Source organism: Streptomyces sp. NPDC000151 (assembly GCF_040301705.1).
GTDB lineage: Bacteria > Actinomycetota > Actinomycetes > Streptomycetales > Streptomycetaceae > Streptomyces.
In genome coordinates, this window is record NZ_JBEPFC010000028.1 from 40410 (window position 1) to 56584 (window position 16175).

General features: G+C 71.0%; 12 protein-coding genes. All 12 read left to right on the forward strand.

Annotated features, from left to right (window positions below):
* The first annotated feature begins 1 nt into the window (after position 1).
* Positions 2 to 1918, forward strand: coding sequence for an asparagine synthase (glutamine-hydrolyzing) (asnB, locus tag ABT381_RS11750; protein ID WP_351591447.1), 1917 nt, complete (start codon positions 2 to 4; stop codon positions 1916 to 1918).
* Positions 1915 to 4101 (forward strand): bi-domain-containing oxidoreductase, encoded by a 2187-nt coding sequence (locus ABT381_RS11755; RefSeq protein ID WP_351591449.1) that lies wholly within the window; start codon positions 1915 to 1917, stop codon positions 4099 to 4101. The genes asnB and ABT381_RS11755 overlap by 4 nt, the downstream gene beginning before the upstream one ends.
* The gene (locus tag ABT381_RS11760; RefSeq protein ID WP_351591451.1) at positions 4098 to 6026 is read left to right on the forward strand and encodes a heparinase II/III family protein; all 1929 of its coding nucleotides are present in this window, start codon (positions 4098 to 4100) and stop codon (positions 6024 to 6026) included. Before ABT381_RS11755 ends, ABT381_RS11760 begins: the two co-directional genes overlap by 4 nt.
* A gap of 9 nt (positions 6027 to 6035) precedes the next feature.
* A complete protein-coding gene (locus tag ABT381_RS11765; protein WP_351591454.1) occupies positions 6036 to 7562 on the forward strand; it encodes a right-handed parallel beta-helix repeat-containing protein in 1527 nt (508 codons plus the stop codon).
* Between the two features lies 1 nt (position 7563).
* Positions 7564 to 8808, forward strand: a complete 1245-nt coding sequence (locus ABT381_RS11770) for an O-antigen ligase family protein (RefSeq protein ID WP_351591457.1) — start codon at positions 7564 to 7566, stop codon at positions 8806 to 8808.
* 2 nt (positions 8809 to 8810) lie between these two features.
* Complete coding sequence (locus tag ABT381_RS11775) at positions 8811 to 10052, forward strand: glycosyltransferase (protein WP_351591459.1); 1242 nt, start codon at positions 8811 to 8813, stop codon at positions 10050 to 10052.
* Positions 10049 to 11293, forward strand: coding sequence for a class I SAM-dependent methyltransferase (locus tag ABT381_RS11780; protein WP_351591462.1), 1245 nt, complete (start codon positions 10049 to 10051; stop codon positions 11291 to 11293). Before ABT381_RS11775 ends, ABT381_RS11780 begins: the two co-directional genes overlap by 4 nt.
* A 13-nt stretch (positions 11294 to 11306) precedes the next feature.
* Positions 11307 to 12101 (forward strand): glycosyltransferase family protein, encoded by a 795-nt coding sequence (locus ABT381_RS11785; protein ID WP_351591465.1) that lies wholly within the window; start codon positions 11307 to 11309, stop codon positions 12099 to 12101.
* Positions 12098 to 12760, forward strand: a complete 663-nt coding sequence (locus ABT381_RS11790; protein WP_351591468.1) for a PIG-L deacetylase family protein — start codon at positions 12098 to 12100, stop codon at positions 12758 to 12760. The genes ABT381_RS11785 and ABT381_RS11790 overlap by 4 nt, the downstream gene beginning before the upstream one ends.
* Positions 12761 to 12763: 3 nt before the next feature.
* The gene (locus tag ABT381_RS11795) at positions 12764 to 13789 is read left to right on the forward strand and encodes an NAD-dependent epimerase/dehydratase family protein (protein WP_351591471.1); all 1026 of its coding nucleotides are present in this window, start codon (positions 12764 to 12766) and stop codon (positions 13787 to 13789) included.
* A gap of 35 nt (positions 13790 to 13824) precedes the next feature.
* The gene (locus ABT381_RS11800; RefSeq protein ID WP_351591474.1) at positions 13825 to 15078 is read left to right on the forward strand and encodes a DUF4910 domain-containing protein; all 1254 of its coding nucleotides are present in this window, start codon (positions 13825 to 13827) and stop codon (positions 15076 to 15078) included.
* A 5-nt stretch (positions 15079 to 15083) separates the two neighbouring features.
* A partial coding sequence (locus ABT381_RS11805; RefSeq protein WP_502965704.1) for a hypothetical protein occupies positions 15084 to 16175 on the forward strand: 1092 nt, incomplete at its 3' end.

Genomic DNA, 16175 nt, shown 5'->3' on the forward strand with positions numbered 1-16175 from the left:
CATGTGTGGCATCGCAGGCACATACCGATGGCCGGACGGGAAGGCCGTGACCGACCGGCTCACCGAAACCCTCGCCCACCGCGGTCCGGACGGGGCGGGCCGGTACAGCCACTCCGTCAGTGACGGCGAAGTGCACCTCGGGCACCGCCGGCTGTCCATCATCGACCTGTCCGGGACCGGCGCCCAGCCGATGGTCTCGGACGGCCTCGCCCTGACGTACAACGGCGAGCTGTACAACGCGCCCGAGCTGCGTGCCGAGCTGGCAGCCGCCGGGGTGCGCTTCCGCGGCACCTCCGACACCGAGGTGCTGCTGGAGGCCTGGCGGCGCTGGGGCATGGACTGCCTGCCCCGGCTGCGCGGCATGTTCGCGTTCGGCGTCTTCGACGAGCGCACCGGCGAACTGGTGCTCGCCCGCGACCAGTTGGGCATCAAGCCGCTGTTCCTGCTCCGTCGCGGCGCGGGCCTGGTGTTCGCCTCCGAGCTCAAGGCGCTCGCCACCGCGACCGGCGGATCGCTGGAGGTGGACCACGCGGCACTGGTCGCCTCGCTGCTGTACTACTGGGTGCCGGACTCGCGCTGCGCGCTGCGCGAAGCGGAGAAGCTGCCGCCGGGGAGCTGGCTGAGATGCCGCCCCGACGGCCGGGTGGAACGTGGCCAGTACTGGAACCTGAAGGACGTCGCCGCCGAGGGCCAGGAGCGGGCCCGGACCGGCGAGCAGCCGGACCTGGCCGCCATCGTCGAGGAGTCGACCCGGCGCCACCTGCTCTCCGACGTCCCCGTGGCGACCTTCCTCTCCGGCGGCCTCGACTCCAGCTGGCTGACCGCGCTGGCGGCCCGCCACCAGCCCGGGATCTCCGCTTACACGATCGGATTCCGCGCCGAGGACGCCAAGTTCGAGGCGATGCCGGACGACCTGCGCTACGCCCGGCAGGTGGCGGAGCGGTTCGGCGTCGACCTGCATGAGATCGAGATCGCCCCGAACGTGCTCGACCTGCTGCCGCAGATGACGTACCACCTGGACGAGCCGATCGGCGACCCCGCCGCGATCAACACGTTCCTGATCTGCCAGGCCGCCCGGGAGGCCGGGGTCAAGGTGATGCTCTCGGGGATGGGCGCCGACGAGCTGTTCGCCGGCTACCGCAAGCACCTGGCCAACAAGATCGCGCTGCGCTATCAGCGCGTCCCGCGGCCCCTGCGGCGCGGGGTGTCCGCGGCCGTGGACCGGCTGCCGGTCGCCACGGCCCGCCGCGGGTACCGGTCGGTGCGCTTCGCGAAGCGGTTCCTCTCCTTCGCCGACCTGCCGGAGGAGACCGCGTTCCGGCGCAGCTACACCATGTACGACCAGGACGAGCTGCTCGGCCTGATCAATCCGGACCTGGCCGGGACGGTCGACGACGTACTGACCGAGCACGCGGACGTCTACCACGACAACGACCTCGACGACTTCGTCAACCGCATGTGCCTGGGTGACGCCCGGATGTTCCTGCCGGGCCTGAACCTCGCGTACACGGACCGCTCCAGCATGGCCGCGTCGACCGAGGTGCGGGTGCCGTACGTGGACGTCGAGGTGGTCAAGGCGGCGTTCGCCGTGCCCGGCGACCGCAAGATCGTCGGACGGCAGGGCAAGGCCGTCCTCAAGGAGGCGGCCACCTCGATCCTGCCCCGGGAGATCGCGTACCGGCCCAAGGGCCTGTTCAGCGCCCCGCTGCGGGCATGGATGAGCCGGGATCTGGCGCCGCTGGTGCGCGAGGTGATCAACGACGGCGAGCTCGTACGCAACGGGCTCCTGCGCCGCGACGCACTGGCGCGCATGGTCGCCGAGGACGCCGCCGGGCAGCGGGACTTCTCCAAGCATCTCTGGCATGTGCTGACCCTCGAGTACTGGTATCGCGGCGCGACGTCCAAGGAGTTCGTGTGAAGCAGGTTGTGCAGAACTACAAGAGCGGCGAGCTGTCGGTGCTCGATGTGCCGGTGCCGGGGTGCAAGCCGGGCGGTGTGCTGGTCCGCACCGCCTTCTCGCTGATATCCACCGGGACCGAGATGATGAAGGTGTCCGAGGCCGGCATGTCGATGGTGGGCAAGGCCCGCTCCCGTCCCGACCAGGTGGCCAAGGTCATGCAGAGCGTGGCCACCAACGGGGTGCCCGCCACCTACCGCAAGGTGATGGGCAAGCTGGACTCCTACACGCCGCTCGGCTACTCGCTGTGCGGGGTGGTCGAGCAGGTCGGCACCGGGATCGACGACGTGAAGGTCGGCGACCTCGTGGCCTGCGCCGGCAACGAGCACGCGCTGCACGCCGAGCTGAACTGGGTACCGAAGAACCTCTACTCCCCGGTGCCGGACGGCCTCGCGCCGCGGCACGCGGCCTTCGGCACCGTCGGGTCGATCGCGCTCCAGGGCGTCCGCCAAGGCGAGTCACGACTCGGCGAAGTGGCACTCGTCATCGGCCTCGGCCTCATCGGGCAGCTGGTGGTGCAGCTCCTCACCGCCTCGGGAGTCCGCGTCGTCGGCGTCGACCCCGACCCGGTGCGCTGCGAGCTCGCCGAGCGCTCGGGCGCCGCGGCCTGCGGCGATCCCGCGTCCGCGGCCGTGGAAGCCGCCGTCGCCGGACTCACCGGCGGTCACGGCGTGGACCAGGTGTACCTGGCCGCCGGCGGCGGCAGCAACCAGCCCGTCGAGCTGGCCGCCAAGCTGTGCCGGGACCGCGGCCGGGTCGTCGACATCGGCAAGTGCCGCCTGGACCTGCCGTGGAACGCGTACTACGAGAAGGAGCTCGACGTTCGGTTCTCCCGTTCGTACGGCCCCGGGCGTTACGACCCGTCGTACGAGCTGGAGGGCCGGGACTACCCGATCGGCTACGTGCGCTGGACCGAGCGCCGCAACCTGGCGTGCTTCCTCGACCTCGTCGCCCGCGGCAGCGTCGACGTGGAGCCCCTGATCTCCCACGTCGCCGCCTTTGACGACGCAGTGGAGACGTACCAGAGCCTGAAGGACGGCGAACTGAAGGCCGTCGCCGTGCTGTTCCGGTATCCCGAACAGACTGTGGAGGTGCAGGCCCCCGAGGTCGCCGTGCCCGCGGTGGCTGTGTCCACTAAAAGCATGAAGCCGGGTCCGGCCCGAGCCGCCAGGACGCCGGTGCGACTCGCGTTCGTCGGCGCGGGAAACTACGCGACGTCGATGCTGCTGCCGCACCTGGCACAGCGCGAGGGGGTCGAGTTGTCGACCGTCGTCACCACGACGGCGCTGTCCGCGGCCAACGCGCAGCGGAAGTTCGGCTTCGCCGAGGCGACCACCGACCTCGACGCCGTGCTCGGCGACAAGTCCATCGACGCGGTGTTCGTCGTCACCCGGCACAGCTCGCACGCCGAACTGACCCGAAGAGCACTGCTGGCCGGCAAGACCGTGTTCGTGGAGAAGCCCCTGGCCCTCACCGAGGACGAACTGGCCGGGGTGCTCGCGGCGGTGGAGGAGTCCGGCAACGACCGGCTGCAGGTGGGCTTCAACCGCCGGTTCGCGCCGCTGCTGCAGGAGGCCAGGAAGCGGTTCGGCGCCCGGACCGGTCCGGCGAACCTCCGCTACCTGGTCAACGCAGGGCGGCTGCAGCAGGGGAGTTGGTACCTCCAACAGGGCACCGAGGGCTCGCGGTTCGCGGGCGAGGGCGGGCACTTCATCGACACGGCGAGCTGGCTGCTCGACGCCGACCCGGTATCGGTGTACGCGGTCGCCACGACCGGCAACGAGGATCTGCAGGTCGTGCTGCGCTACCCGGACGGCTCCACCGCCACCCTCAGCTACGTCACGAGCGGTCCGGCGAGCCTCCCCAAGGAGACGCTCGACCTGGTCGCGGACGGCAAGGCGCTGCGGCTCGACGACTTCGTCCGCGCTTCGGTCTATGGCCATAAGCGGTGGGTCAGTTCGCGGCTGCCCAAGGCCCGCGACAAGGGTCAGAACGCCGAACTGGCCGCGTTCATCAAGGCTGTTCGAACCGGCGGCCCAATGCCGGTGCCGCTGGAGTCGCTGGTCGCCACCACCGCGGCCACCCTCGCCGTGCAGACCGGCCTGGCCGGTGGTACGCCGGTGACGCTGGCGGGGCCGCGATGACCATGAGTGCGGGCTGGTACCTGCGGCGCCTTTCCCGGATGGGGCCGCAGGAGGTCGCGGGCCGGGCGGGCGACGCGGTGCGCAGACGGCGGTGGCGGTCGGCGCGGCCCACCTGCCCGAGCGTGACCGGCGCCCGGTTCACCGCCGTACTGCCCGCCGGGACACTCGCCGCGATTCCGCCGGACGCTGCGAAGCGTCTGATCGCCGAGGCGGACCGGCTGATGTACGGGCACGCCGAGTACTTCGGCGTGGTCCGCGACGACCTGACCGACCCGGACTGGTGGTACGACCCGAAGACCGGGCGCCGGGCTCCGTGGGGCTACGCCTTCGACGTGCCGTACCGCAACGAGGACGCGGTCGGGGACGTCAAGCAGATCTGGGAGCTGTCCCGGCACCAGTACCTCACCCAGCTCGCCGCCGCCTACGCGATCACCGGGGACGAGCGGTACGCCGAGCGAGTGGCCGAGCACCTGCGGTCGTGGTGGGCGGCCAACCCACCACTGCGCGGCGTGCACTGGATCAGCGGCATCGAACTGGGCATCCGGCTGCTCTCGTGGGTGTGGATCCGCCGGCTGCTCGACGGCTGGCCGGGCGCGGCCGGGCTGTTCGAGGGCAACCCGGTGGCACTGAACCAGGTCTGGCACCACCAGCGCTGGCTGGCCGCCTTCCCCAGCCGGGGGTCGTCGGCGAACAACCACGTCATCGCCGAGGCCGCCGGGCAGCTCGCGGCGTCCTGCGCGTTCAACTGGTTCCCCTCGTCGGAGCGTTGGCGGACGGGCGCGCTGCGGTCGCTGGAACGGCAGCTGCGCGGCAACACCTACCTTTCCGGCCTCAACCGCGAGTTGGCCACCGAATACCACGGGCTCGTACTGGAGTTGGGTCTGGCCGCGGTGGCCGAGGCGGATGCCGCGGGCGTGCCGGTCCCCGCGACCGTCCGGCTCGTGCTGTTGCGCATGACCGACGCGCTCGCGGCCGTCGTGGACAACCGGCTGCGGCCGCCGCGCCAAGGCGACGCGGACGACGGGCACGGTCTGATCCTGGACGGCGCGGGCACCGACCGCTGGGCCTCGCTCCTGGCCACCGGCGACGCGGTGTTCGGCCGACTCGCCTGGTGGCCGGAGGTGACCGGCACCGATGTGCGTACGCCGCTGCTGGCCGCGCTCATCCAGCCCACCGAAGTGACCGTGTCCCGCCCGGCGAGCCGGCCGGCCCACTTCGCCGACGCGGGGATGACCATCCTGCGCGGTCCGGGGGAGATCTGGGCCCGCTGCGACGGCGGCCCGCACGGCTTCCTGTCCATCGCCGCGCACGCCCACGCGGACGCGCTGTCCGTGGAGGTCCGGCACGACGGGGTCGACGTGCTCGCCGACCCGGGGACGTACTGCTACCACGGGCAGCCCGAGTGGCGGCAGTACTTCCGCTCGACCCTCGGCCACAACACCCTGCAGCTGGACGGCGAGGACCAGTCCGTCTCCGGCGGCCCGTTCCTGTGGACACGGCATGCCCGCAGCCGCGTCCTGGTGGCGGACACCTCTCGCTGGTGTGCCGAACACGATGGCTATCAGGGCTCCGTGCACCGTCGCCTGGTGGAACTGACAGCTGAGCAACGGGAGTTGAAGGTCTTTGACGAGGTGCGCGGGCCGAACCGGGACGTACGCCTGGCATTCCACCTCGGCCCGGCGATCGCCGCGGACCTGACCGGCAACCGGGCAGTGCTCACCTGGAACCGGGACGGCGAGGAGCGCTCCGCCGTGCTCGACCTGCCCGGGCAACTGTCCTGGCGGGCGCATCGCGGCGAGACCGAACCGCCGCTGGGCTGGTACTCCGCCGGCTTCGGGCGCAAGGAACCCACCACAACGCTGGTCGGCACCGGCTTCGCCGACGGGGTGGCGGGCTTCACCACCGTGCTCAGGTTCCGCGGCTAGGGGGGGCGGGTGGGGATCAAGAGGCGGTACTGGGCGTTGGCGGCGGCACCGCCGGCGCTGGCCCTGCTGACGGTGACCGGCTGTACGAGCACACCGGTCGACCAGGCGGAGCCGAAGGCTGCGCCAACCAAGTCCGTGGCCGTGGCCCGGGTGTGCGCCCAGCCCGCGGCCGGTCCTGCGAAGGCACCGGCGGGCGCGGTGACGGTCGACCCCGCGGTGGTCGGTGACCTGGCCGCGAAGACCAAGAGCAGCCCGCCCGACACCACGTTCTGGCTTCGACCGGGCAAGCACAGGCTCGACCCGGACCGCTACGCCCAGGTCATCCCCAAGGCGGGTGACCGTTACCTCGGTGCGCCGGGCGCGGTGCTCGACGGCCGGAAGAAGAACCAGTACGCGTTCGGCGGCAGCGCCCGCAACGTCACCATCCGCTACCTGACCGTGCAGCGTTTCGTGGCGCCGCCCGACGAGGGCGTGGTCAACCATGACTCGGCCGACGGCTGGGTGATCGAGCACGCGACGATCCAGCACAACTCGGGTGCCGGGCTGATGGCCGGTGCCCGCCAGCGGGTCCGCGCCAGCTGCCTGCGCGGCAACGGCCAGTACGGCATGAACGCGTACAAATCCGGCGGCCGTATCAGTGACCTGGTGGTCGAGGGCAACGAGATCGTGGGCAACAACACCGGCGACTGGGAACGGCGGCGGAAGGGCTGCGGCTGTACCGGAGGCGTCAAGTTCTGGGCCGTCAACGGCGCCGACGTGCGCGGCAACTGGGTGCACGACAATCGCGGAACAGGGTTGTGGGCGGACACCAACAACAACGACTTCCGCATCGAGAACAATGTGCTGGAGGCCAACGACGGCGCCGCGCTGATCTACGAGACCAGTTACAACGCGGTCATCCGCAACAACGCGATCCGGCGGAACAACTGGGTCGAGGGCCGCAGGGCAGCCGACCGCGGCGACAGCTTCCCGTTCGCCACCGTCTACCTGTCCGAATCCGGCGGCGAACCACGGATCAAAGCCCGCACCGACAAGATCGAGATCTACCGGAACGTACTGGAGGACAACTGGTCCGGGATCACCCTGTGGGAAAACGCCGACCGGTTCTGCAACAGCCCGGCCAACACCTCCTCCGGTGACTGCACACTGCTGGTGCGGAACACCGACCGCTGCGCGAAACCGGCGATCGCCACCGCACCGCTCCACGCCGACTGCCGGTGGAAGACCCAGCGGGTGGACATCCACGGCAACCGCTTCGTGCTCGACAAGTCCGTCGTCAAGTGCACGGTGAAGTGCGACCGCATGGCGGTGCTGGCCAACTACGGCACCTATCCGGACTGGTCGCCGTACCAGGGCGAGGGAGTGGCCGAGGCGATCACCCGCACCCAGCACAACCGCTGGCACGACAACGTCTACCTCGGACCATGGAAGTTCGTCGCCCACGACCCGAGCCGGATACTCGACGTCGGGCAGTGGCAGGGCACGCCGTACCAGCAGGACGCGGGCAGCACCTTCCGCGTACGGGACGGTGGTTGAGATGCGCGCGGATCACACGCCGAAGAGCGTCGGGATCGTCTGGGGCTTGCTGGTCCTCAACACGCTCGGCTCCACCGGGGCGAAGACCATCGTCCCGCTGCCCCGCTCCCTCATCCAGATGGTCACCATGGGCGCGCTGGTCGCCGCGTTCACGCTGGCGCTCGCCGTCAATCTCCGGCTGCGCATCCGGGCGAGCGCCTACCTGCTCCTGCTCACCCTGCTGCTGGTGCCGAGTGTGATCTCCAGTGCGCACCTGGAGTCCGGTTTCGGCGCGCTGTTCCGCTGCACTCGGCTGGCTCTCTTCGTCGGCACGCTGTGGCTGCTCAGCCGCTGGTGGGACGGCGGCCTGACGTTCGTCCGGCACCACATCCGGGCGTACTTCGCGGTGCTCGGGACGGTGGCTGCGGGGCTGGTCGTCTCACCGGGCGCGGCGCTGCCCGACCTGTACGGCGGACGCCTCGTCGGCGCGTTGTGGCCGCTCACCCCGCCGCAGATCGGACAGTACGCCGCGGTGATCATCGGGCTCACCGTACTGCTCGTACTGGGCCGCCGGACCGACAGGGCTAGCGCGGCGGTCATCATCGTGCCGTCCCTCGTGCTGCTCGTGCTGACCCACACCAGGACGGCCACGCTCGGGCTGTTCATCGGCCTCTCGCTGGCGATCGGCTCGCTCATCCTGACCAGCGCCGCCGCCCGCCGGTTCTTCACCTGGGCGGTGCTGTGCGCCGCGGTGGCCGCGGTGGCGTTCAGCTCCGCGCTGCAGGCATGGTTCCTGCGCGGGCAGAGCCAGGAGAACTTCTCCAACCTCACCGGTCGGGCCAAGGTCTGGGACGCCCTGCTGGCAGCGCCCCGGACGACCGCGGAGCAGCTGTTCGGAGTGGGTCTGGGCGACAAGTCGTTCGGCGGGCTGCCGATCGACAACAGCTGGCTGGCCGTTTTCCAGGAACAGGGTCTGACCGGCGTCGCCCTGGTGGCGGCGATCATCGTCGTGCTGGGCGGTGTCGCGTTGCTGCGGCCGCCGTCGCTGCCGAGGGCCTGCGCGATCTTCCTGATCGGCTACTGCGCGATCGCGTCGTACACCGAGGCCGGCCTCGGCGACGCCTCGCCGTATCTGTTGCATCTGGCCGTCGCCGCCTCGCTGTTGGCGGCACCTGCCGCGGCACCCACCGCGGCGCCTGAGCTCTCGACGCCCGAAGTCCCTCGACGACACATCCCGGGCTGGGCCCGCGGATCGGAGGTGAGCTGAGCATGCACGTCCTCGTGGTGCACAACCGCTACAACTCGGCGCAGCCGAGCGGCGAGAACAAGGTCGTCGACCAGGAGGTGGCGCTGCTGCGTGCCGGCGGCCACCGGGTCGAGGTGTTCGAGCGGCGCAGCGACGACATCGCCGACCGGTCCCTGCTCGGCAAGGCCGCGCTGCCGCTGCTCGTGCCATGGAACCCGGCGGTACGCACGGAGCTGGCCGCCCGGCTGCGCACCTCACGCCCTGACGTGGTGCACGTCCACAACGTCTTCCCGCTCCTGTCGCCCGCGGTCATCGCCGCCTGCGCCGACGCCGGCGTGCCCGCCGTCGCCACGCTGCACAACTACACCCAGGTCTGCCCGCCCGGCACGCTGCAGCGCGACGGCAGGCCGTGCACCGAGTGCGTCGGGTCGACGGTGCCGCTGCCCGCCGTCCGGCACGGCTGCTACCGCAACTCCCGGCTTGCGACGGTGCCGCTTGCGGTCAGCCTGTCGGTCAACCGGCGGCGGTGGTGGTCCGGCGTGGAGCGGTTCTTCTGCATCTCCGCGGCGCAGCGCGACGTCCTGGTGCGGGCCGGCATGCCGGCCGAGCGGCTGGCGGTGAAGCACAACTTCGTGCCGGAGCCGGGTGCCTGCCGAGAAGGCGAGGGCGAGCATCTGCTCTATCTCGGCCGGCTCGCGGAGGCCAAGGGCGTGCGGCTGCTCATGGCCGCGTGGGACGAGCTCGCCGCCGACGGCGGTGTGGGCGTGCCGCTCGTGATCGCCGGCACGGGACCGCTGGAGCGAGAGGTGACCGCCTGGGCGGCGGGCCGGGACGACGTACGGTACGTCGGCCTGTACGACACGGCGGAGTGCCAGCGGGCCGTCGCGCGGTCGGTCGCCGTGGTGGCTCCCTCGACCTGGCTGGAGGCGTTCGGCCTGGTGGTCGTGGAGGCGATGGCGGCCGGGGTGCCGACCGTCGCCGCCGGTCACGGCGCCTTCGTCGAACTCGTCGAGGACGGCGTGACCGGGCTGCTGCACCAGCCGGGCGAGCCCGCCTCGCTCGCGTCCTGCATACGCCGGATCACGGCCGGGCCGGCTCGCAACCGGGAGATGGGACAGGCGGCCCGGCGCCGTTACGAGCGGGGTTTCAGCCCGGCCGTCGGCCTTGAGCGCCTGGTGGAGGAGTACCGCACCGCGATCGCGGGTCGGACGGAAGCAACGGGAACGAAGTCAACGGGGACGGAATCAATGGGGGGCAGTAAATGACACGATGCCGACTCTGCGGCTCGGAGGCGATGGCGAGCGTCGTCGACCTCGGTGCGACACCACCGTGCGAGAGCTTTCTCGCCGCGGACCAACTGGACCAGCCGGAGCCGGCGTACCCGCTGCACTTGCAGGTCTGCACCGACTGCTGGCTGGCGCAGATCCCGCCGCTGATCACGCCGGAGGAGACGTTCAAGGAGTACGCGTACTTCTCCTCGTACTCGACCTCCTGGGTGGAGCACGCGCGCACCTTCGTCGCCGATGCCGTGCAGCGGGTGGGTCTCGGGCCCTCGGAAAAAGACGCCTTCGTGGTCGAGGTGGCGAGCAACGACGGCTACCTGCTGAAGCACGTGGTGGACCGGGGGATCCGCTGCCTGGGCATCGAGCCGTCGGTGAACGTCGGCGCAGCGGCGCGGGAGGCGGGCGTGCCCACGCTCACGGAGTTCCTGAGCCCGGAGACCGGCTCGGCCGTCCGTGCCGAGCACGGCCCGGCGGACCTGGTCGTGGCCAACAATGTGTACGCGCACATCCCCGACGTGGTCGGGTTCACGCAGGGGCTGCGCGCCCTGGTCGCCGACGACGGCTGGGTCTCCATCGAGGTGCAGCACCTGCTGACCCTGATCGAGGAGAACCAGTACGACACGATCTACCACGAGCACTTCCAGTACTACACGGTCGCGTCCGCGATCCGAGCGCTTGCGAGCGGCGGACTCGCGCTTGTGGACGTCGAGTTGCTGCCCACGCACGGCGGCTCCATCCGGCTGTGGGCCCGGCCGACCGAGGTGGCGGGGGAGCCGTCCCGGCGAGTGGCCGACGTGCTTGCCCGGGAGAAGGCCGCCGGGCTGCAGGAGCTGTCCGGGTACACCGAGTTCTCGGCGCGGGTGGCCAAGGTACGCCGGGACCTGCTGCGGTTCCTCATCGATGCGGCCGAGCGCGGCGAGACGGTCGTGGGCTACGGCGCCCCGGGCAAGGGCAACACCCTGCTCAACCACTGCGGCATCCGCCCGGACCTGCTCCCGTACACGGTCGACCGCAACCCCTACAAGCACGGCAGGTTCACCCCGGGCACCCGCATCCCGATCCTGCCGCCCGAGCAGATAGCCGCCGACAAACCGGACTACGTCCTCGTCCTCCCGTGGAACCTGCGGGACGAACTGGTCGAGCAGCTGTCCTTCCTCCACGACTGGGGCGGCCGCCTCGTCTTCCCCATCCCGGAACTGAACATTGTCGAGGTCACGTCGTGAAGGAGATCGCAGCATGAAGGTCGTTCTGTTCTGCGGCGGTTATGGGATGCGGATGCGGAGCGGTGCCGCGGACGACGTGCCCAAGCCGATGGCGATGGTCGGCCCGCGACCGCTGATCTGGCACGTCATGCGCTACTACGCGCACTTCGGCCACACGGAGTTCATCCTGTGCCTGGGATACGGGGCGCACCACATCAAGGACTTCTTCCTCAACTACGAGGAGACGACGTCCAACGACTTCGTACTGAGAGGCGGGCGCACCGAGCTGCTGTCCACCGACATCTCGGACTGGACGATCACGTTCGCGCAGACCGGCATCGAGTCACCGATCGGTGAGCGGCTGCGCCGGGTGCGGCACCACCTGGACGGCGACGAGATGTTCCTCGCGAACTACGCCGATGTGCTCACCGACGCCCCGCTGTCGGAGATGATCGAGAAGTTCGCCCTGCGTGATGCAGGTGCGTCGATGATGGTGGTGCCGCCGCAGTCCTCCTTCCACTGCGTGGAGCTGGGCGAGGACGGCCTGGTGGGGGGCATCACCGCGGTGAGCGAACTGCCGCTGTGGGAGAACGGCGGCTACTTCGTGCTCCGCCAGGAGGTCTTCGACCACATACCGGAGAACGGGGACCTGGTCGCCGACGGATGCGCCCAACTGGCCAAGCAGGGCCGACTGGTGGCACATCAGCACCGGGGCTTCTGGAAGCCGACCGACACGGTGAAGGAGCGGGCCGCGCTCGACGCCGCCCACGCCCGGGGCGATCGCCCGTGGGCCGTGTGGGAGCGGGACAGCGCGGGGGTGAGCGCGTGATCCGGCTCGGGGGCGGGCCCCTGGACCGGATCGTCGCGGTGGGCGCGCACTGCGACGACATCGCCATCGGCGCCGGTGGCACGCTTTTGACGCTGTGTCACGCGCGGCCGGGCATCCGTGTCGACGCACTGGTGCTGTCCGGCGGCGGCAGCGAGCGCGAGCAGGAGGAGCGAGCCGCGCTCGCCGCCTTCTGCCCGGGCGCCGACCTGCGGCTGACCGTGCTCAAGCTGCCGGACGGCCGGCTGCCCGTGCACTGGGAAGAGGCCAAGTCCGCGGTCGAGGAACTGCGCGGTCAGACCGACCCGGATCTGATCCTGGCCCCGCGCACCGATGACGCGCACCAGGACCACCGCGGCCTGGCGCAGCTGATACCCACCGCGTTCCGCGACCACTTGGTCCTCGGTTACGAGATCGTCAAGTGGGACGGCGATCTCGGCCGCATGACGGCGTATCAGCCGCTGTCGCCGAAGATCGCCGAACAGAAGGTGCGGCTGCTGCAGGAGCACTACCCCTCGCAGCGGCACCGGCCCTGGTACGACCGGGAGGCCTTCCTCGGCCTTGCCCGGATCCGCGGCATCGAATGCCACGCCCGCTACGCCGAGGCGTTCGCCGTCACCAAACTCACGCTCGATCTCGGCACTTTCACTCTGGGGGAATGAACCTTGCGCGTACTACTGACCGGACACCAGGGCTACTTGGGCACCGTGATGGCACCGGTCCTCGCCGCCGCCGGACACGAGGTCGTCGGCCTCGACGCCGGCCTGTTCGCCGACTGCGTCCTCGGCCCGCCGCCCGCGGACCCCTCGGGGCACCGGGTGGACCTGCGCGACGTCACGGCCGAGCACGTCGCCGGGGTGGACGCCGTGATCCACCTGGCCGCGCTGTCCAACGACCCGCTGGGCTCGCTGGCGCCGGAGCTCACCTACGACATCAACCACCATGCGTCCGTACGCCTTGCCCAGCTGGCCCGCGACGCCGGAGTGCGGCGCTTCCTGTACGCGTCGACCTGCTCGGTCTACGGAGCGTCCGGTGGTGACAGCCTGGTGGCCGAGGACGCCCCGCTGCGCCCCGTGACGCCGTACGCGGAGTCCAAGGTGCGAGTGGAGGACGACCTGCACGCGCTGTCCGACGGCGACTTCAGCCCGGTGTACATGCGCAATGCCACGGCCTTCGGCTACTCGCCCCGGCTGCGCGCCGACATTGTGCTGAACAATCTGGTGGGCCACGCGCTCCTGTCCGGCGAGGTGCTGGTGCTCTCCGACGGCACCCCCTGGCGCCCGCTGGTGCACGCCGTCGACATCGCACGGGCCTTCACGGCCGCGCTGACCGCGCCGCGCGAAGCGGTGCACGACCGGGCGTTCAACATCGGCAGCGAGACCAACAACGTCACGGTCGCCGAGATCGCCGAGCAGGTCGCCGAGGCGGTACCCGGCTCCAAGGTGAAGATCACCGGGGAGAACGGTGCCGATCCGCGCTCCTACCGGGTGGACTTCTCCCGGTTCCGCGCCGCGATCCCCGGCTTCGACTGCGAGTGGACGGTCAAACAGGGCGCGCTCGAACTCGCCGACACCTACCGAAAGTTCGGCTTGACCCGGGAGGACTTCGAGCGCCGCTTCACCCGGCTTGCCGTACTGCGCGCGGCGTCCGAGTCAGGTGCCGTGGACGACACCCTGCGGCGGCGCCCGTGACCACGCCCGCGCCCCCGCCTGCGCTCGGCGAGGAAATGCATGCACTGGTGGAGCGGCTGTACCCGCTCTGCCGGAGCATCACGGGAGACGGGGTGCGCGCCACCCTGGACATCATCGACGAGCACATACCGCTCCAGGTGCACGAGGTGCCGACCGGGACGCAGGTGCTCGACTGGACGGTGCCGCAGGAGTGGAACATCCGCGACGCGTACATCGCCGACGCGGCCGGGAACCGGGTCGTCGACTTCGCCGCGTCCAGCCTGCACGTGCTGGGCTACAGCGTCCCGGTGTCCGCGACCATGCCGCTGGCCGAGCTGCGCCCGCATCTCCACACCCTGCCGGACCACCCGACCTGGGTGCCGTACCGCACCAGCTACTACACGCCGGAATGGGGGTTCTGCCTGGCCCAGGAGACCCTGGACGCGCTGCCGGACGGCGAGTACGAGGTGCGCATCGACTCCACACTCGCGGACGGTCACCTCACCTACGCCGAGCATCTGGTCCCTGGTCAGGTCCCCGACGAGGTGATCGTCTCCTGCCACGTCTGCCACCCGTCGTTGGCCAACGACAACCTGGCAGGCATCGCGGTGGCGACGTTCCTGGCCCGGGCGTTGGCGGAGCAGACGCCGTACTACACCTACCGGTTCCTCTTCGCGCCCGGCACTATCGGGGCGATCACCTGGCTGGCCCGCAACGCGGAGCGGATCGATCGGGTCAAGCACGGCTTGGTGCTGGCCTGTGCAGGCGACCCGGGGCAGCTGACGTACAAACAGAGCAGGCGCGGCGACGCCGAGATCGACCGGGTGCTGCGACACGTGCTGGCCGCCTCCGAACGTCCGCACCGCGTCGCCGAGTTCACTCCGTACGGCTACGACGAGCGGCAGTTCTGCTCGCCCGGGTTCGACCTCGGCGTCGGCTCGCTCAGCCGGACCCCGTACGCCGGTTATCCCGAGTACCACACCTCGGCGGACAACCCGGACTTCGTCTCCCCGGCGGCGATGGCGGACACCCTTGCCGTCTGCCGCGAGGCGTTCGCCGTCCTGGACCGTAACCGGCAGTACGTCAACCTCAGCCCTTACGGCGAACCGCAGTTGGGCCGGCGCGGCCTGTACGACGCGCTCGGCGGCCGCAGCGACACCAAGCAGGCCCAGCTGGCCATGCTCTGGGTGCTCAGTGTCTCCGACGGCGAGCACGGTCTGCTGGACATCGCCGAGCGGTCCGGGCTGCCGTTCGACACCGTCGCCACCGCCGCCGACGCCCTGCACGGCGCCGGGCTGATCAAGGCATGACGCCGATGACCACCGAGGGGGAGAAGACGACGACACCGGCGGCCCCGGCCGGATCCGCCAGGCGGGCCCTCGCCGGCCGGCTGTCCTGGGGGCTGGCCGACCAGGCGGCCTCCAGCATGTCCAACTTCGCGGTGGGCATCTATGTGGCGCGCTCGCTGGGGGTGACCGCGTTCGGCGTGTTCAGCCTGGCCTGGGTGACCTACGGCGTGCTGCTCAACGTCTCCCGCGGCCTTGCCACCGACCCGCTCGTGGTGCGCTTCAGTGGCGTGTCGGACGCGTCCTGGCGCCAGGCGGTGGCCCGGTCGTCGGGTACCGCGCTCGGCATCGGTGCCGTCATCGGCGCGGCGTTTCTGGTGGTCGGGCCGGCCCTCGGCGGCAGTGTGGGGCCCGCGTTCGCCGCCCTCGGTGTCATGCTGCCGGGGCTGCTGCTGCAGGACGCCTGGCGGTACTCGTTCTTCGCCGCCGGCGCCGGGCGGAAGGCGTTCGTCAACGACCTCGTGTGGGGCGTCGCGCTCGTCCCGGCCTTGGTGGTGGCGGCCCGCGTGGGCAGTGTGGCCGCTTTCGTGCTCGCCTGGGGCGCGTCCGCCGCGGTGGCCGCCGCGTACGGCTGCCTCCAGTCCGGCATCCGGCCCCGGCTGACCGGGGCGCACGGGTGGCTGCGTGAGCAGCGCGACCTCGGCTACCGGTACCTGGTCGAGAACGTCAGCCTCAGCGGCGCGAGCCAGCTGCGGGCGTACGGGCTCGGTGCGATCGCCGGGGTCGGCGCGGTGGGTGCGGTGCGGGGCGCCGAGCTCCTGCTCGGCCCGTTCCTCGCCGTGCTGATGGGGCTTTCGCTGGTCACCGTCCCGGAGGCGGCACGGGTACTGCGGCAGACCCCGCACCGCCTCGGTCCCTTCTGCCTCCTGCTGGGCGGCGGGCAGGCCGCCGGCGCGCTGCTGTGGGGCACGGCGCTGCTGCTGATGCCGGACAGGCTCGGCGAGCTGGTGCTCGGCGGCGTCTGGCACTCCGCCGCACAGCTCATCGTGCCGATCACCCTCGGCGTCGCGGGTGCGGGGCTCGGCACCGGCGCGGCGGCCGGGCTGCGAGCGCTCGGCGCG